The organism is Demetria terragena DSM 11295 (genome assembly GCF_000376825.1).
In the GTDB taxonomy this organism is placed as follows: Bacteria; Actinomycetota; Actinomycetes; order Actinomycetales; family Dermatophilaceae; genus Demetria; species Demetria terragena.
This window is the reverse complement of sequence record NZ_AQXW01000004.1, coordinates 414,899-432,490: the sequence shown is the minus strand read 5'-3', so window position 1 is coordinate 432,490 and position 17,592 is coordinate 414,899. Positions and strand designations below refer to the sequence as shown.

The 17,592-nt window shown below is 64.1% G+C and carries 16 protein-coding genes; 9 read left to right on the top strand and 7 right to left on the bottom strand.

Going from position 1 to position 17,592, the window contains the following annotated elements; genetic code table 11:
- From F562_RS0106205 to F562_RS0106195, 3 genes are read left to right on the top strand one after another with little or no spacing between them, the layout of a single operon-like run.
- The gene (locus F562_RS0106205; protein ID WP_018156071.1) at window positions 1-1,371 is read left to right on the top strand and encodes an aminotransferase class V-fold PLP-dependent enzyme; all 1,371 of its coding nucleotides are present in this window, start codon (window positions 1-3) and stop codon (window positions 1,369-1,371) included.
- Window positions 1,372-1,833: a Fe-S cluster assembly sulfur transfer protein SufU gene (sufU, locus tag F562_RS0106200; protein ID WP_018156070.1), complete on the top strand. Its 462-nt coding sequence runs from the start codon at window positions 1,372-1,374 to the stop codon at window positions 1,831-1,833.
- Window positions 1,830-2,156, top strand: a complete 327-nt coding sequence (locus tag F562_RS0106195; protein ID WP_018156069.1) for a metal-sulfur cluster assembly factor — start codon at window positions 1,830-1,832, stop codon at window positions 2,154-2,156. The genes sufU and F562_RS0106195 overlap by 4 nt, the downstream gene beginning before the upstream one ends.
- Before the next feature lie 30 nt (window positions 2,157-2,186).
- Here the strand turns inward: F562_RS0106195 and F562_RS0106190 are convergent, their stop codons facing one another.
- From F562_RS0106190 to ypfJ, 3 genes are all read right to left on the bottom strand, one after another.
- Window positions 2,187-2,768: a hypothetical protein gene (locus F562_RS0106190; protein ID WP_156822560.1), complete on the bottom strand. Its 582-nt coding sequence runs from the start codon at window positions 2,766-2,768 to the stop codon at window positions 2,187-2,189.
- 123 nt (window positions 2,769-2,891) lie between these two features.
- A complete protein-coding gene (locus F562_RS0106185; protein WP_018156067.1) occupies window positions 2,892-3,947 on the bottom strand; it encodes a hypothetical protein in 1,056 nt (351 codons plus the stop codon).
- A gap of 95 nt (window positions 3,948-4,042) precedes the next feature.
- Window positions 4,043-5,002, bottom strand: a complete 960-nt coding sequence (ypfJ, locus tag F562_RS0106180; protein ID WP_026181052.1) for a KPN_02809 family neutral zinc metallopeptidase — start codon at window positions 5,000-5,002, stop codon at window positions 4,043-4,045.
- A gap of 154 nt (window positions 5,003-5,156) precedes the next feature.
- Here ypfJ and F562_RS0106175 point away from each other — a divergent pair, with 154 nt between their 5' ends.
- The 3 genes from F562_RS0106175 to F562_RS0106165 all read left to right on the top strand — a co-directional run bounded on the left by F562_RS0106175 (window position 5,157) and on the right by F562_RS0106165 (window position 9,599).
- The gene (locus F562_RS0106175) at window positions 5,157-6,755 is read left to right on the top strand and encodes an ABC-F family ATP-binding cassette domain-containing protein (RefSeq protein ID WP_018156065.1); all 1,599 of its coding nucleotides are present in this window, start codon (window positions 5,157-5,159) and stop codon (window positions 6,753-6,755) included.
- A 109-nt stretch (window positions 6,756-6,864) separates the two neighbouring features.
- A complete protein-coding gene (locus F562_RS0106170) occupies window positions 6,865-7,650 on the top strand; it encodes an enoyl-CoA hydratase/isomerase family protein (RefSeq protein ID WP_018156064.1) in 786 nt (261 codons plus the stop codon).
- Window positions 7,651-7,730: 80 nt separating this feature from the next.
- Complete coding sequence (locus F562_RS0106165; protein WP_245553680.1) at window positions 7,731-9,599, top strand: ABC transporter ATP-binding protein; 1,869 nt, start codon at window positions 7,731-7,733, stop codon at window positions 9,597-9,599.
- A 27-nt stretch (window positions 9,600-9,626) separates the two neighbouring features.
- On the opposite strand, the gene F562_RS0106160 is transcribed toward F562_RS0106165, so the two are convergent.
- Window positions 9,627-10,412 carry an SURF1 family cytochrome oxidase biogenesis protein gene (locus tag F562_RS0106160; protein ID WP_026181051.1) on the bottom strand — a complete coding sequence of 262 codons (786 nt, stop codon included), beginning with the start codon at window positions 10,410-10,412 and terminating at the stop codon, window positions 9,627-9,629.
- Window positions 10,413-10,444: 32 nt separating this feature from the next.
- On the opposite strand from F562_RS0106160, the gene moaA reads away from it, so the two are divergent.
- Complete coding sequence (moaA, locus tag F562_RS0106155) at window positions 10,445-11,482, top strand: GTP 3',8-cyclase MoaA (RefSeq protein WP_018156061.1); 1,038 nt, start codon at window positions 10,445-10,447, stop codon at window positions 11,480-11,482.
- Between the two features lie 308 nt (window positions 11,483-11,790).
- Here the strand turns inward: moaA and F562_RS0106150 are convergent, their stop codons facing one another.
- Window positions 11,791-13,632: an endonuclease/exonuclease/phosphatase family protein gene (locus F562_RS0106150; protein ID WP_018156060.1), complete on the bottom strand. Its 1,842-nt coding sequence runs from the start codon at window positions 13,630-13,632 to the stop codon at window positions 11,791-11,793.
- Window positions 13,633-13,887: 255 nt separating this feature from the next.
- On the opposite strand from F562_RS0106150, the gene F562_RS0106145 reads away from it, so the two are divergent.
- A complete protein-coding gene (locus F562_RS0106145) occupies window positions 13,888-14,337 on the top strand; it encodes a DUF3040 domain-containing protein (protein WP_040385529.1) in 450 nt (149 codons plus the stop codon).
- An 11-nt stretch (window positions 14,338-14,348) separates the two neighbouring features.
- Here F562_RS0106145 and F562_RS0106140 read toward each other — a convergent pair whose 3' ends face one another.
- Both F562_RS0106140 and F562_RS0106135 read right to left on the bottom strand, forming a co-directional pair.
- Window positions 14,349-14,828, bottom strand: a complete 480-nt coding sequence (locus F562_RS0106140; RefSeq protein ID WP_018156058.1) for a DUF456 domain-containing protein — start codon at window positions 14,826-14,828, stop codon at window positions 14,349-14,351.
- A 78-nt stretch (window positions 14,829-14,906) separates the two neighbouring features.
- Complete coding sequence (locus F562_RS0106135; RefSeq protein WP_040385527.1) at window positions 14,907-15,128, bottom strand: DUF7455 domain-containing protein; 222 nt, start codon at window positions 15,126-15,128, stop codon at window positions 14,907-14,909.
- Window positions 15,129-15,391: 263 nt separating this feature from the next.
- Here F562_RS0106135 and F562_RS0106130 point away from each other — a divergent pair, with 263 nt between their 5' ends.
- Window positions 15,392-17,527: a DNA gyrase/topoisomerase IV subunit B gene (locus F562_RS0106130; protein WP_018156056.1), complete on the top strand. Its 2,136-nt coding sequence runs from the start codon at window positions 15,392-15,394 to the stop codon at window positions 17,525-17,527.
- The last annotated feature ends 65 nt before the right edge of the window (window positions 17,528-17,592 follow it).

Genomic DNA, 17,592 nt, shown 5'->3' with positions numbered 1-17,592 from the left:
GTGGTCTCGACAGGCTCGACCGGCGAGGTCGGCTCGACCGGCGAGGTCAGCTCGACCGGCGAGGTCGGCGAGGATTTCGTCGCGGCGGTCCGTGCTGACGTACCGACCCTGCGCCGGACGGTCCGCGACGGCAAGGCCCTGGTCTACCTGGATTCTGGCGCCACCTCGTTGAAGCCGACACCGGTGCTCGATGCCGAGCGCACCTTCTACGAAGAGCACAACTCGGCGGTGCACCGCGGCGCGCACCAACTCGCCGAAGAGGCAACGGACGCGTTCGAGTCCGCGCGTGCGCGCATTGCTGGCTTCATTGGTGCGGCGCCAGATGACGTCGTGTTCACCAAGAACGCGACCGAGGCGCTCAACCTGGTGGCCTACGCGTTCAGCAACGCCGCTGCGGCGGGTGCCATGGACGGAGCCGACCCCGCTGTCGCACAACGGTTCTCGCTGGGCGAAGGCGACGAGATCCTGATCACCGAAATGGAGCACCACGCCAACCTGGTGCCGTGGCAAGAGGTATGCCGGCGTACCGGCGCCACTCTTCGCTGGATCGGGGTGACCGATGACGGCCGACTCGACCTGAGCAAGCTGGACGAACTGGTGACCGAGCGCACCAAGGTGGTTGCTTTTACGCACGTGTCCAACGTGCTCGGGACGATCAACCCCGTGCGGGAGTTGGTCGGCGCGGCGCGGGCAGTTGGTGCCCTCGTGGTGCTCGACGCGTGCCAGTCGGTGCCGCACCTCCCGGTCGATGTCGCGGACCTCGACGTGGACTTCCTCGCGTTCAGCGGGCACAAGATGCTCGGCCCGCTCGGGATTGGCGTGCTCTGGGGACGACCAGAGTTGCTGGCGGCGATGCCGCCATTCCTGACCGGTGGGTCGATGATCGAGATCGTCCGGATGGAGGGCTCGACCTACGCCGCGCCACCGCAGCGCTTCGAGGCCGGGACACCCGTGGTCGCGCAGGCTGTCGGTCTCGCTGCGGCCTGTGACTACCTGGACGCGTTGGGTATGGTGCGACTTGCCGCGCACGACCGCGACTTGACTGCGTATCTTCTGGACCGGCTCGCTGAGCGTCCATGGGTGCGTGTCCTAGGCCCGCTCGATGCCGAATCGCGTTGTGGGGCAGTGGCTTTCGTGGTCGAAGACATTCATCCGCACGACGTTGGCCAGGTGCTCGACGACTCAGGAGTCGCGGTGCGTACGGGTCATCACTGCGCGTGGCCCCTGCACCGGCGGTTGAGCGCGGTGGCATCCACTCGGGCCTCCTTCGGTCCCTATACGACGCGTGCTGACCTCGATGCCTTTCTGAACGCGCTCGACCTGGTACCAGGGGTGTTCGGCATTGGTGTCGCAGGGAAGGAGAGTGCCTGAATGGACCTCTATCAAGAGTTGATTCTCGAGCACAGCAAGCGTCCCCAGCACTCCGGTCTGCGGGAGCCCTTCGACGGCGAGGCGCACCATGTCAACCCGACGTGTGGCGACGAAGTGACCGTACGAGCAGCCCGCGACGGCGACACACTAACCGATGTTTCCTATGACGCTCTCGGGTGCTCGATCTCCGTCGCGTCGGCGTCTATCCTCGCCGAGGAGTGCATCGGTCACTCGCTCGATGACGTGCGGGGAACGTATGCCGCCATGCGCGCGATGTTGACCAGTAAGGGCAGCGATCCAGGTGACGAAGAGGTCATCGGCGACGGTGTCGCACTCGCCGGAGTGGCGAAATATCCCGCGCGCGTGAAGTGCGCACTGCTGCCCTGGGCAGCCTTGACCGATGCGCTGGCGCGTGCTGGCGTAGACATCAGTTCCGAAGCGACCTCCGGGAGGACGGCATGAGCGAAACCAAGACACCCCACAATGTGGCCGACGTCGAGGAGGCCATGTATGACGTGGTCGACCCAGAGCTCGGTATCAACGTCGTCGACCTCGGCCTGGTCTACGGCATCACCGTCGACCCTGAAGGGCACGCTGTCATTGACATGACGCTGACCTCAGCGGCCTGCCCGTTGACCGACGTGATCGAAGACCAGACCACGGCAGCGCTGGATGGAGTCGCGAGCTCATCCCGAATCAACTGGGTCTGGATGCCGCCGTGGGGCCCGGACAAGATCACCGACGACGGTCGTGAGCAGTTGCGGGCGCTCGGCTTCAACATCTGAGGTTCACGGGCCGTACCGAGTCCGCCCGAGTTAGAGGGGGATGACGGTGAGCGCATTGAAGCGCATATCGTCCGAACCGGGGTTATTGATGGGATTAACCCCGGTGGGGCGGATGCGGAAGAACTGGAAAAAGATGTGCTCTCGGGTCTCGGTCGCGCAGTAGTCGAACTGGAAGGCCTGCGATACGCCCTGCTGTGGATTGGTGCCGACATTGAACTGAACCATGCCGGGCCAGTCCGGGTAGGTCGCACCACGTGTCGAGAAACTTGCCCGGGTGGAGCCTTCAAAGAAGATCAGGCCGCTGATTCCCCCAGACGCCGCACTAAATGGGTTCGCCGCGCTGGCGTACACCGAACTGGCGAAGCGGTAGCAACATCCTGCCTGCAGAGACAAAGACGCCGACCGGGAGTATTGCAACACATTGTTGTTGCTCACCAGGCCGCGGTTGTCCACGAAGATCGCGGTTGAATTCGGGCCCGCCACATTGGTTTCTGGACGCCAGGGGATGGCGCCAGGATTGACATCGGACCGCAGGATGGGGCGCGTGCCGAAACTACTGTCGACGGCGGGACATGACGCTGCGGCAGCTTTGGCAACGCTCGACACGATCACGGTGGGGACCGTCCACGCTGCTCCGAGTGCCAGTTGCCGCCTGGACACCGGCTCGGGTTTGCCCTGGCTCATCGAGGACCACGCTTCCCGCCCGGACCATCGCCGGACGTTGTCGACTGATCCTCACGATAGACCGGCCGACCCTGCATCGGTGCGGTACGCGTGCCGGATCAGGAGGGCTTCGCGGACATTCCGGAGGGTAGGACTGACAAATCGCTCTCGATATGTCGCATCGGTGCCGGAGCTCGCGGTAAAGCTCAGGGCTGAAAATGCTGCGAGGACCACGCACACCTTGATGAGCGAGGGCGTCACGGCCCAGTCACTCAGAATTCCGCCGAGTCGGTCGACTGGTGATCCGGTCCACTGTTCGATGGTGGCAAGGGGGAGGGATACAGCGCCAAAAACCATGAAGAAGACGAACATGAGGATGCCCAGCAGGCACGATTGGATCAAGGTGATCAGGACGCCCATGGCGAGCAGATTTCCCCGCTCGGCGGCGGTGAGCGGGGCGGCACCGTCTGTCGTGTGCTCATGATGCTGGACTTCGTGGCGCAGTTCCTCTCGAACATTTGCGATGGCCAGAAGGGTGCACAGCAACGCCAGAATCGCGACCACCACGCTGATTCGACTGGCGTCCGACTTGGCCGCGACCTGCCAGATCTCGGCGTTATAGAAGAAAAACAGAACGGTCAGCATCAACAGGGGAAGTACCCGCGACAGCATCGGTGCTAGTCCGCTCAGTTCGTGCCGCAGCCGGCGTGCGGCCCATCGCACGCTGGTTGCCAGCCCCCAGTAGGTCACCGCGAACGCCAGCAGAACGATCAACAGACGAACCATCGGCGCTGGCCATCCGATGACCCCCGGCAGAACGGGTCCGAATAACGTGATCACGATCGCGACGATCGTGCTGACGCGTCGAACTCGTACGCTTCGAGCGCGCAGCGGACGGTAGATCATCCAGGCCAGGAGCGGGCTGAGGAACGCGGCGAAGAATGCGACGACCCCGATGAGGACTGCCGTTTCGTGTCGACTGGTCTCGAGCGTCTCCATCTCTGTTGGGCTCAAGTGACTGAACGCGGTTGATTCGGTCGAGCCGAGGACGGTCAAGACCGCAACCCAGATGAGGGCGGGCGCCGCCCGCTCCAGCAGGTCGGCGCGACGCATCGCGGGCGTGACCATCAGCGGCAGGCCCAGATGCCTGAGTTGCTCATATAGCGGAAGCGGCGCGGACGAGGGGGTGGGGGGTATGGCTCCTCGGCGTAGCGGCGCCATGATCAGCCCAGGTCGGTCGTATTGAATGTGTCGCAGTCATTCATGTCGCCACCGTTGTAGCCGACCATGAACCACTTCTGACGCTGGGCCGAGGACCCGTGCGTCCAACTTTCGGGCGTGACCCGTCCCTGAGCCTTCTCCTGGATCCGGTCGTCTCCGACGGCAGACGCGGCGGAGAGCGCGGAGTTGATGTCTTTCTGAGTCACCGGCTTCAGTAGCGTCGTGCCATTGGCGTCCTTGGTCGTCTCGGCGTGCCGTACCCACAGCCCGGCGTAGCAGTCGGCCTGCAATTCCGTTCGCACTGCACCAGATTGCGGTCCTTGCGGATCCTGCTGCGCGCGGCCGAGAGATCCAGTGAGCTGCTGAATGTGGTGTCCGTACTCATGGGCCACGACGTACATCTGGGCGAGCGTGCCGCCGTCGGCGCCGTAGTTCGTTGACAGGTCATTGAAGAACGAGACGTCGATGTAGACCTGCTGATCCAGCGGGCAGTAGAACGGGCCCATTTGCGAAGAGCCAGTGCCGCACTGGGTCTGTGTCTGACCCTGGTAGAGGATCGTCTTGGCTGGGGTGTAGTCCTTGCCGTGCTCCGGAAGATGCTTGCTCCAGAAATCCTGGACGCTGTTGACCGTGCCGATCACCCGACAGGTGTCATCCTTGTTGGCGTCCGCGCCGGTCTGACATTGATTGATCTGCTGGGAGACCTGGTCGCTGCCGGTGCCCGCTGCGTCGACACTCTGCACGTTCATTCCCTGCGGGTCGGGCTGCCCACCGGGCTGGCCGCCGCCGCCGCCGGAGAGGGCATCGCCGAAAAACAGGTACAGCACCAGCAGAATGACGCCTCCAATACCGCCGACTCCCACGCCTCCGGGGATCATCCGGCCCCCGCCTCCGCGGCCGCCGCCACCCCCACCTGAACCGACCTGAGAAGTATCGAGATTGGCGCCATCGTTAAACGACACGGGGAACCTCCACGTAGGCGGGGAAAGTCGGTCGAGCCACCAGCGGGCTCGACCGTAGACTAGCCGTACGTGAGGGACGCCGGTCTGCCGTGAGCGACGGCGTCCTTCTGCTGCCCGCCGTCAACAGACTGCCCATACCTACCCAGGAGTTCTTGTGATTACCGCCACCGACATCGAGCTGCGCGCCGGATCACGGCTGCTCTTGTCCGGGGCCACCTTTCGGGTCGCGCCGGGGGATCGAGTGGGGTTGGTCGGGCGCAATGGCGCCGGCAAGACGACATTGACCAAGGTCCTTGCAGGTGAGGGAGCTCCCGCAGTGGGCCAGGTGACACGTAGTGGCGAGGTCGGCTACCTGCCGCAGGACCCGCGTACCGGAGACCTTGACGTCACGGCCAGGTCGCGCATCCTGTCGGCCAGGGGGCTCGATGTGATTACCGAGCAGTTGCGCGCCGCGGAGATCGGGATGGCCCACGAAGATGAGAATCGCCGCGACAAGGCCATGCGACGGTATGCCCGCCTCGACCAAGAGTTCACCAACCAGGGTGGGTACGCGGCCGAATCAGAGGCAGCAGCGATGGCCTCGAGCCTCGGTCTGGAGAATCGCATCCTCGATCAGCCGCTGCGAACCTTGTCTGGAGGCCAGCGGCGAAGGGTTGAGCTTTCCCGAATTCTGTTCTCGGGAGCCGAAACCCTGCTGCTGGACGAGCCGACCAACCACCTCGACGCCGACTCGGTGGTGTGGCTCCGGGACTACCTCAAGACCTACCGTGGCGGACTCATCATCATCAGCCACGACGTGCAGATGCTCGACAACGTCGTGACCCGCGTCTTCCACCTTGATGCCAACCGCGCCGAGGTCGACCTTTACAACGTGGGGTGGAAGGCCTACCTGCAGCAGCGTGAGACCGACGAGCGTCGGCGCCATCGGGAACGCGCTAACGCTGAGAAGAAGGCTGGCGCATTGATGGCGCAAGCGGACAAGATGCGGGCGAAGGCCACCAAGGCGACCGCTGCGCAAAACATGGCGCGACGGGCCGAGAAGATGCTCGCGAGCGCCGAAGGATCTCGACAGAGCGACAAGGTGGCGCGCTTGCGCTTCCCGAAGCCGGCATCATGCGGCAAGACGCCGCTCATGGCCGAGGGGCTGTCGCGGTCGTACGGCTCGCTTGAGGTGTTCACTGACGTGGATCTGGCGATCGATCGAGGCTCGCGCGTCGTGGTGTTGGGTCTCAATGGCGCAGGAAAGACCACTCTCTTGCGGGTGTTGTCGGGCTCCGATGAGCCAGATACAGGGGCGATCATCCCTGGTCATGGCCTCAAACTTGGCTACTACGCCCAGGAGCACGAGAACCTCGATACCTCGCGTTCGGTGTTGGAGAACATGAAGTCCGCCGCTCCGGATCTGGGTGAGACCGAGGTGCGAAAGGTCCTGGGATCATTCCTCTTTACCGGCGATGACGTCGAGAAGCCCGCGGGCGTTCTTTCCGGTGGAGAGAAGACCCGACTTTCCCTGGCGTTGCTTGTCGTCTCCTCGGCCAACGTCTTGTTGCTCGACGAGCCCACGAACAACCTGGACCCCGCCTCGCGCGAGGAAATCCTGGGGGCGCTGAAGACGTACGAGGGTGCTGTTGTGCTCGTCACCCACGACCACGGCGCGGTCGAGGCGTTGGAGCCCGAGCGCGTGCTCCTGCTACCGGATGGTGTCGAGGACCTGTGGAGCCCTAGCTACGCGGACTTGGTCGAACTCGCCTGAGGCAAAACCTGGCACGGCTGCTGTGCACCTGAGTGGGCGTGTCGTGCTAGTGAATGGCGTGTCCAACTAGCACGACACGCCGACTCAGTAGGCTGCAGGGGTGACTGAGATGCCAACTTCGGACCGTCCGCACGATCGTCTGCGCGTCGAGCGTGACGGCCCGCTCATGACGGTGACCCTCGACTACCCCACACGCCACAACGCCCAGATCCCGAGCCTGTGGATTGCTCTGGCTGAGATTGGGCACAACCTCCCCGAAGACGTTCGGGTGGTCGTGATCCGGGGGGAGGGACCGAGCTTCTCCTCCGGTCTCGACCGGGCTGCGCTTACTCCCGGCGGGGTGCCGGGTGAACGCGACCTTCCAACGCAAGCCCTGACGGCGGGCGATGGGCTCGCCGACGAGATCGCGCAGTACCAAGAGGGATTCGCGATCTGGCGGAAAGTTCCCGCCATCACTGTTGCTGCCGTGCAGGGGCATGCGATCGGAGCCGGGTTTCAACTGGCGCTCGCCTGCGATCTGCGGATCGTGGCCGATGACGTCCAGTTCGCGATGCGCGAAACCTCGCTGGGCCTGGTGCCGGACCTCACCGGTACCCATCCGCTCGTCCAGCTCATCGGGTATTCCCGTGCCCTTGAGGTGTGCCTCACCGGCAGGTCAATCGGCGCTCAGCAGGCCGTGGACTGGGGTCTTGCGTCGATCAAGGTGCCAGCGGCCGAGCTCGCTGAGTGCACCCGTGACCTGGCCGATGCGGTGTTGTCCAACAACCCCAACGCCGTGCGTGAGTTGAAGGCACTCCTGCGTTCGGCTGAAGTCGCCTCGCCCGCGCAGCAGCACCTGGCTGAGCGCACCGCACAGGCTCGACTGCTGAGCGCTTTAGTCGGTTCCGGGGAATGACTTGACCTCAAGCGGACTTGAACAAGCAGTCTGGTCCGTATGAGAAAAGAGTCTGTATGAGTGTGCCCGGTGGGGCGTGGATGGCGATGAATTCCATCAGCCAAGCCGACAAAGTGAAAGGCGCTCGCCTGAGGCCGGGAACAGCGCGCCGGGTGATGGGCTATGCCCGCACGGCTCGGCTACGGATCGTGGTGTTCCTGGCGGTCACCCTGGTCGACTCTGTCCTCCTCTTGGCGACGCCGCTACTGCTTAAGCGGATCCTTGACGATGGCGTCGCCAAGGAGGACACCGGATTGATTGTGCGTCTGGCCTTGGTCGTAGCGCTGGTCGCGATCGTCAATGCCTGCCTCGCCGTCCTGCTGCGCTGGATGTCCTCCAGAGTGGGCGAGGGGCTGATCTTCGAGCTCCGTCGCGAGGTCTTTGGGCATGTGTTGCGTCAGCCGATTGCCTTCTTTACCCGAACGCAGACGGGCTCTTTGGTGACCCGCTTGAACTCCGATGTGGTGGGCGCCCAGCAGGCCTTCACTTCGGTGCTCGCCAACGTCGTCAGCAACGTCCTGAGCCTGGCCATCGTGGTGGGCATGATGCTCGCGCTGTCCTGGCAGCTGACCCTCCTGGCCCTGATGATCGTGCCGATCGTGCTACTCCCGACCCGGCGCATGGGGCGTCGACTGGCAGCACTGAGCCGGCTTCAGATGGAGCAGAACGCTGACCTTGGCTCCCGGATGTCCGAGCGCTTCAACGTGTCGGGTGCGCTCCTGGTCAAGTTGTACGGTCGCCCCCGTCAAGAGGATGTGGAGTACGCCGAGCGCGCGGCTCGGGTGCGGGACGCCGGGATCTCTATCGCGCTCAACCGCGGAATTTTCATGGCAGGGTTGACGCTGATGGCATCGCTTGCGACCGCGGTGCTCTACGGCGCAGGCGGCGTTCTGGTCGTGCAAGGGACTCTCACGCTGGGAACCCTGGTCGCGATGGCTTTGCTCGTCGCTCGGCTGTATGGCCCGCTCACCACCCTGTCCAACGCTCGGGTCGATGTGATGACCGCCTTCGTGTCCTTTGAGCGCGTTTTCGAGGTTCTCGACCTCAAGCCCAGCGTCCCGGAGCCGGCCGCTGCGAAGGACCTCCCGGACGGCGCCCTCGGGCTGCGTCTGAAGGGCGTTGAGTTCAACTATCCGGCGGCAGATGCGGTTTCGCTGCAGTCGCTCGAAGGTGATGTCACCGGCGACCGTGGGGCGAGCGAGACCGTACTGCAGGACATCGATGTGGAGATCAAACCGGGTCAGTTGGTCGCCCTGGTGGGACCAAGTGGCGCCGGCAAGACGACGTTGACCGGACTCATGGCACGGCTCTACGACCCGACGGAGGGCTCAGTCAGCCTGGGCGGTGTGGACGTGCGCGATGTGTCCAGTGACGATCTGCGGGATCGGCTGGGTGTCGTGTCCCAGGATGCCCACCTGTTCCACGACACCATCCGCGCCAACTTGCTGTACGCCGCGCCCGATGCCGACGACCGCGACGTGGAGAAGGCGCTTCGGTCAGCGCAGGTCTGGGACCTCATCGAGAGACTCCCGGAAGGCCTCGACACGGTGGTCGGCGACCGCGGCCACCGGCTTTCCGGAGGGGAGAAGCAGCGGCTGGCTATTGCCCGGCTGTTGCTCAAGGCGCCTTCGGTGGTCATCCTCGATGAGGCCACCGCACATCTGGACAGCGAGTCGGAGGCGGCGGTCCAGCGAGCGCTCGACTCTGCCCTGAGAGACCGGACCTCCGTGGTCATTGCGCACCGACTCTCGACGGTTCGGGACGCCGATCAGATTTTGGTGATGGATCAAGGGCGAGTCGTGGAACGCGGCGACCACCGCAGTCTGCTGGCGCGCGGCGGTCTCTACAGCGACTTGTATCGGACTCAGTTCCGCGATGCGACGCCTGGTGTTGACCAGGCGGCAGGCTGAGACGTTGCGCCGCACGCGCCGCTGGCGTTAGGCGTCTTCCTCATCCCAGATACGTACTTTTTTCGGCCGGGGCGTTGACGGCTTGCGCCCGGGTAGCTCGCGGCGAGCGGCGAAAATGACCAGGAGCGGGAAGGCCACCATCGCCAGCCACCACTGGACCGCATACGACAGGTTGATTCCGGCGGCGCCGCCGAGGTCTGGCTTGCCGAGAGGTTCTGGACGGGTCTGCGGTGCCGGAGTTTCGGACGCCATCCGTACGTACGCCGACGGCAACATCTTTGGGCCGCCCTGTGCTTCCACGAGATTCGGCCTAATCGACGACACCTGCCCGTTGACTGCGGTTCTGCCGAGGTCGTTTTCAACTGGTTGGAGCCAACCCGTGACGGTGACCTCGCCAGTTGGCGCCGGTGGAATAGGCGGCGGCTCGGCGGCGGAAGCGCCGTTGGGCAACCAGCCGCGATCGATCAATACCGTGGAACCGTCCGCCATCTGGAACGGGACGAGCACCTGGAATCCGTAGGTCCCATCGAGCGGACGGTTGCGGACCAGGACCTGATGGTCGGAGTCATAGGTACCTGACATCTTGACTCGGCGCCAGCGAAGATCCGAGGTCACCGACGCGCTGTCATCGGGCAGGATTTCCCGTAGCGGCGCGGGTTCGGCATCGTAATTGTTCGTGATGGTGGTCTGGGAAGCGTGCCTCGTCTCCCACCGATTCCACTGCCATCCACCCAGAAAGAAGCACCCGACCGACGCCACCACGGCGGCGGCCGACCAGGCCATCCAGCGGCGAGTCGTCAGCAGGCGGAGCACGGCCCGAGAGTACGTGGTGGGACACTGAATCTATGACAGAGGTTGAGTCGATCGCCGTTTCCGGGACGTCACGTCCCGAAGGGGCCCTCATCGACCGGTATGGACGGGTCGCCCGCGACCTCCGCGTATCGGTCACCGATCGCTGCAACCTGCGGTGCACCTACTGCATGCCTGCTGAGGGCCTGCCGTGGATGGCCAAGCCAGAAATGCTCGATGACGACGAGATGGTTCGGCTGATCGGCATCTTTGTTGAGCTCGGCGTTCGACAGGTGCGATTTACCGGCGGTGAGCCGTTGTTGCGTCGGTCTCTGGTCGATGTGGTCCGACGAGTCGGTGAACTCACCCCGCGTCCACAGATGGCGCTGACCACCAACGCCGTCGGCCTGGATCGGCTCGCGGGCCGGTTGGCCGACGCTGGAATGAACCGCGTCAACGTCTCGCTCGACACCCAAGATGCTGAGACCTTCAAAAAGTTGACGCTGCGCGATCGCTTCGCCGACGTGGAAAAGGGACTGGCTGCCGCGGCGGCCGCAGGTCTGACGCCAGTCAAGGTCAACTCCGTGGTCATGCCGGGTGTCAATGAGGATGGCATCGCAGATCTGCTGCAATGGTGTCTCGATCGTGATTACGAACTGCGTTTCATCGAGCAAATGCCGTTGGACGCCCAGCACGCTTGGGAACGCTCGGAGATGATCACCGCCGACGATATCCACGCGCGGTTGGGGGAGCGGTTCACCCTGACGCCGATGCCCGACTCGGCACGCGGTAGCGCGCCAGCAGAACGTTTCCTCGTGAACGGCGGCCCACAGACTGTCGGCATCATCGCCAGCGTGACGCGTCCGTTCTGCGGGGCCTGCGACCGGGTACGTCTCACAGCGGACGGTCAGGTGCGCAACTGCTTGTTCTCCCGCCGCGAAGAGGACTTGCGCGCCCTGCTGCGAGGCGGGGCAAGCGATGAGGACATCGCCGCGGCGATCACGGGCGAAATGGCCCGTAAGCGCGCCGGCCACGGCATCGACGACCTCAGCTTCGTGCAGCCAGATCGGCCCATGTCCGCCATCGGCGGCTAACACCACACGCCCAAATAACGCTGGCCGAGCAGGCGAGCGCTCGCCCGGCCACAACAACGCTGGTCGAGCAGGCGAGCGCGCTAGCGCGGCCACAACAACGCTGGTCGAGCAGGCGAGCGCGCTAGCGCGGCCACAATAACGCTGGTCGAGCAGGCGAGCGCGCTAGCGCGAGCCGTGTCGAGGCCTGTGGTCTCGACACGCCGGTCACTTCGTTCCCGCCGGCTCGACCGGCGTTGAGAAGTGTGCGGCTCGACCGGCGTTGAGAAGTGTGCGGCTCGACCGGCGTTGGCTCAGCGACCGGCGTTGGCTCAGCGACTGGCGCGGACTCGGACGATCTGCGGGTCGTGGTCGGAGTCCTGGTCGTGGAAGTCGCTGTTGGTGTGCACGATGTCGTAGTTCACACCCTTCCGGTCGAGTCCACGGCTGGTCAGAATGTGGTCGAGAACCTGACTGTTGCCGTCGAACACGTAGCTGTAACGATCCCGAGCGGGCAGTGTGCGCGGCAGGTCGGTCAGGCGTGACTTGCCCTGTCCCACCAACGTGTCAGTGGTCGTACTGAACTCGAAGTCGTTGAGGTCACCCACGACCAAGACGTTCGCCTTCGGGTTAGCGGTGAGCAACTTGGTCACGAAGCCGCGGACCACTCGGGCCTGCTGGTGGCGCTGCACCTCGCTGGACCGGGTTGGTTGCTGGAACCGGCCGAAGAGGGGTTGGTCGCCGCCCTTGGACGCAAAGTGGTTGGCGATGACGAAATAGCTTTCACCGCGGAACCGAAACTCCCCGACGAGTGGCTTACGGGAGTCATCCCAGGCCTGGTGCTCGGGGTCGATGCGTCCCGGAGAAATCGAGAGCGCGGTACGTCCTCCCCGGCCCTGCACCAGCGTCGGGGTCGTGGCATCCCCACCAGAACGGTCAACGAAGTCCATCCCGCGGTCCGGCCGATACAGGAAGACCGTTCGGATGTTTCCGCCCGGCTGCCCGCCATCGACCTTGTCTTCCGGGTCGATCGAGCGGGCCTCGTACGTCGGACCTCCCGCTGCCTTGATGGCGGCAACAAGTGTGGACACGGTCGTTGACGAGGACACCACGCCGTCATCCTGCGAGCCGCTGTTGTCCTGAATTTCTTCCAGGGCCAAGACGTCGGGGCTGCGCAGATTGGTCGTGATCTGCTGGGCCAGTCGCGAGAACTTGGTCGACGGATCGGATGGGCTGAGGTTTTCGACGTTGAAGGTGGCGAAGGAGACTTCGTTCTTGCTCGGTTTTCGGGTGACCTCTCGCTCTGCTGGCTGGGACCGCAGGCGAGGTGTGGCGGTCAGGAGCAGTTTGAAGTTGCCGAAGCCGTAGTCCAAGACGCCGACCGAGGTTCCTGGGAGCGTGTCGCCCACGTTGGCCACCGGCATATCGTCAGCGAGCAACGGGTCATCGAGAATGACCCGCATGGCATTGGGGCGCTGATAGCCGTTGTATGCCACCCCGCCAGCGCGCGTCCGGGTTGCCTGCACCTTCTGCCCGGGAACGACAGCGAGCTCGCCGAAGCCGGTGTTGGTGGGACCGGTCGCGACCGCGTCGCGGACGCCGGTACGCATGCCCTCGAGTGACTCATAGAAATCCAGCGCGTTGCGCTGTGGGGCGAACCGGACATCGGCGAGCTCGACATCGCCAGGGTCGCCATCCTTGATCTGCTGCTGAGGCGCGGTGCGGTCGACTCCGAGGACCACGGGCCGGGGGAGAGCGCGGCCAGATGCTTTGATGGCAACAGTGGGTTCGATAAGTTGCGTGGTCGTGAGGTTCTCGACCGCATTGCCAGCGCGGTATTCAGAGACGGTGCCAGCCACACTGACCCGGTCGCCCACCTTCACTGTCGGCGCCTGCCGCGTGTAGACGTAGAGGCCCTCACTGGTCGCAGGCGAATTATCCGGGCGAACGGACTGCATCCAGAATCCGCTGCCTTGGGCTGCGGTGACGACGCCGACAACATCGGTGACTGCGTTGCCTTCCAACGGCGAACGGTGTGCCGCGCCCTGAATCTGCGCGATCGTGGCGTGCGCGGTGGCGTTCGCGGCGTAGGGACTCACGACGAAGGTCGCAGCACAGGCCGCGGTCGCGGTTCCGGCGGCGAGCAAGGTACGCAGGGGACTGGCGGGACGCATAGAGGGACCTCACGCTCGGATGGGCAACGCCGCGACTCTAGCCCGCGACACCCAAGCGAGGATGTCTTTTCGCGACCTCGCCGCAGGATGTTCACTCCTCGAGGAACCTCCCACCAGGCCGACCCGTTAGATTGACGTGACGTCTAGCAGATGCCGTGGTTGGCGGGGGCCTACCACCGCGAACGCTGGCGACCTATCCTGGAGTAAGAACCCTTCCGCAGTTCGCGAACGACCAGATGAATGGAGGTGTCGCCGATGCCGCTCTCTGAGCACGAGCAAAGGCTGCTCGACCAGATGGAGCAGCAGCTCTACGACGACGACCCCAAACTTGCGGGACGCCTCGCAGAGGACCCAGGGCATGCCCGTACCCGTACCCGGTTAGTCCTGGGCGCGCTGACGCTCCTGCTTGGACTTGGAGTGGTGCTGCTAGGTGTGGGGAGTTCGTTGGTCTGGGTCGGTGGTATTGGATTCGCCCTCATGGTGGCGGGCGCTGTCTATGCCATGACCCCGGGCCAGAAGAAGGCCACATTGGGAACGGTCACTGAGAACGGCGATGTCAAGAAGCACTCGCCACGCTCAGCAGGTGGCCTGAGCGCGCGGTTCGGTCGCTCCGGGTCAGGCTCCTCATCCGCTCGGTCCGGCACCTTCATGCAGCGCATGGAGGAACGCTGGGAGCGTCGGCGCCGCGAAGGTGGCGGCTGGTAAGACTCGCCGAGTCAGCGAGTGGCGAGCAAGCCCACCACGAACGTTGTCGCGACGACCAGTGCGGCGCACAGCTCAATCCCGATACTCATCAACACACCCTTGAGTGCGACCTTGGTCTGCGCCCAGGCGTCCGCCGTGTCGAGCCGTAGGCGCTCCATTAGGAAGATGCCAAGGACGAACCCGACGAAGAGACCGACAACCGGGATCACAAAGAACCCGATGACGCCGAGGATGGCACCACCCACGAGGGTTCTGGTGGGTACGCCCGCCGCCTTCAGCCGCCGCCCAGGGATCGCGTACTGAAGCACCCAGCCGATCACGGCGACTGCCACGCAGATCCCCCACACGGTCCAGCCAGCAGAGTCATTTCGTTCGAGCGCCCAGACGAAGACGCCCAGCACGGTCAGCAAGAGCCCGGGGAGCACGGGGATGACCAGGCCGACGATGCCTACAGCGACCAGGAGTACAGCGAGCACAGTGACGATTTCCATGGGAGCAACGTACGGCGCTGACGACATATAAGAACCCCCGGCATCCATGCCGGGGGTTCTTGATGAAGCGGGTGAAGGTCAGACCTCCGTGACGGCTGCCTGCTCTTGGGCGTGGAGACGCTCGGTCTCATCCACGATCTCCTCAGCGATGCCGCGGAGGGCTTCAAGGTGCGCACGTCCGTGGTGTGCACAGAAGTGAAGTTCACTGCCGCCCGTGAGTCGGGCGCGAATGAATGCTTGGGCACCGCACCGGTCACAACGGTCGGCGGCGGTGAGGGTGGGGGCCAGTGCGGTCGTCATGTCTGCCATCCTCTCGTGTGGCGCAGGGAGCGCCGTGTGCGGCCTCCGAGAAGGCCGGTTACCTACTAGGACGAACGTCGGTCCGGAAAAGTTGCCTTCATCCGGGTTTTGTTGTCCTGATGGTGGCAACAGTCAACCACGAGAGGTGATTCCCGCGCGGTAGGTTTCACCGGTGTGGTGTGAGTCACACGATGGTGATGGCGTGGGTCGTGTCGTCCGCGGAGTGCCTAGCGGACCCTGTCGGCGCCGAGAGTTAACCTCCGATGGTGACCACCCGAACCGCAAAAAAGAGCACGTCCGCAGCTTCCGAGTACTCCGCACGGCACCTCCAAGTGCTGGAAGGCCTCGAAGCGGTGCGTAAGCGCCCGGGCATGTACATCGGGACGACCGATTCCCGAGGGCTCATGCATTGCCTCTGGGAAATTATCGACAACGCGGTCGATGAGGCGCTTGCTGAAATCTGCGACCAAGTCAATATCACCCTGCACGCCGACGGTTCGGTTGAAGTTACCGACAACGGCCGGGGTATTCCGGTCGATGTCGAGCCACGCACCGGTCTGACCGGTGTCGAAGTGGTCTTCACCAAGCTGCATGCGGGCGGGAAGTTCGGTGGCGGTGCCTACGCGGCGTCGGGTGGATTGCATGGTGTGGGCGCCTCCGTGGTCAACGCCTTGTCGAGACGTCTGGACTGTGTGGTCACGCTGGGCGGCAAGGTCTACCGGATGAGCTTCCACCGCGGTGAGCCAGGCATCTTCGATGACCCGTCGTCTGGTCCGGATCCCGATGCCCCGTTCACGCCCTTCGAGAAGGGCAGCGAACTCGAGGTCGTTGGCAAGGCCAAGCGGGGCGAGAGTGGTTCGCGTATTCGCTACTGGGCGGACCCTCAAATCTTCCTCCAAGGCGCACAGTTCGACTACGACGGTTTGGTACGCCGCGTTCGCCAGACCTCGTTCCTCGTGCCTGGCCTGAAGTTGGTCATCCGCGACGAGCGCGGCCTGCCGGGAACGCCGGGGGAGGAAGGCCCCCACGAGGAGGTGTTCGAGCACGACGGTGGCATTGCCGAGTTCACGTCGTTCTTGGCTTCCGACCCGCCCGTGACTGAGGTATGGCGGCTTCGGGGGCAGGGTGACTTTGCCGAGACCGTTCCGACTCTGGACGAGCGTGGACACATGGTGTCGCGAGAAGTCGAGCGCACCGCGAACGTTGATATTGCGTTGCGCTGGGGAACCGGTTACGACACCACGGTGCGGTCCTTCGTCAACATCATTGACACCCCGAAGGGCGGCACCCACGTCGCGGGCTTCGAGCAGGCGATGCTCAAGGTGTTCCGCAAGCAACTTGAGGTCAACGCCCGCAAGCTCAAGGTCGGCAACGACAAGGTTGACAAGGACGACATCCTGGCCGGTCTGACAGCCGTGGTGACGGTCCGCCTCGCGGAACCGCAGTTCGAGGGCCAGACCAAGGAAGTGCTGGGCACCGCTGCCGTCCGGTCGATCGTGAGCAAGACCGTCGAGCAGGAATTGACCGCCCGGTTGACGGCGGTCAAGCGCGACGAGAAGGCGCAGGCTCTCCAGGTTATGGAGAAAGTCGTGTCCGAGATGAAGACGAGGATCTCGGCACGTCAGCACAAAGAAACCCAACGCCGAAAGAACGCCTTGGAGTCCTCCTCGCTGCCCGGCAAGTTGAAGGACTGCCGTAGCACCGAGACGGACCGCACGGAATTGTTCATCGTCGAGGGCGACAGCGCACTGGGAACTGCCAAAGACGCGCGTAGCAGTGACTTCCAAGCCCTGCTGCCGATCCGCGGAAAGATCCTCAACGTGCAGAAGGCCTCGGTGGCCGACATGCTCAAGAACGCCGAATGCGGCGCGATCATTCAGGTGTTGGGCGCCGGGTCCGGCCGGACCTTCGACCTGGAGATGGCGCGCTACGGCAAGGTCATCTTGATGACCGACGCCGATGTGGATGGTGCCCACATTCGCACCCTCCTTCTGACGCTTTTCTTCCGTTATATGCGGCCGATGGTCGAGGCTGGCCGGGTGTTTGCCGCGGTGCCGCCGTTGCACCGGATCGAGACGTCGGCGGCCGGCCGGAAGAAAGGCGAGGTGATCTACACCTACTCCGAGGACGAGATGCGACGGGTCGTGTCGGGGTTGCAAAAGAAGGGTCGCAACCTCAAGCCCATGCAACGCTATAAGGGCCTCGGCGAAATGGATGCCCATCAATTGGCCGAGACCACGATGGATCCTGCGCGCCGTACGCTTCGCCGCGTCACGATGGCAGATGCCGAGGGGGCGGAGCGCGTCTTCGACCTGTTGATGGGCAGTGACGTGGCGCCACGAAAGGACTTCTTGATCGGGTCAGCCGCACGCCTTGACCGAGAACGTATCGACGCCTGAATTCCATGCATTGATAGCTATGTTCGGCACCGGGTCAGGGCAGGGTCAATTCTTGGCCAAGAGAC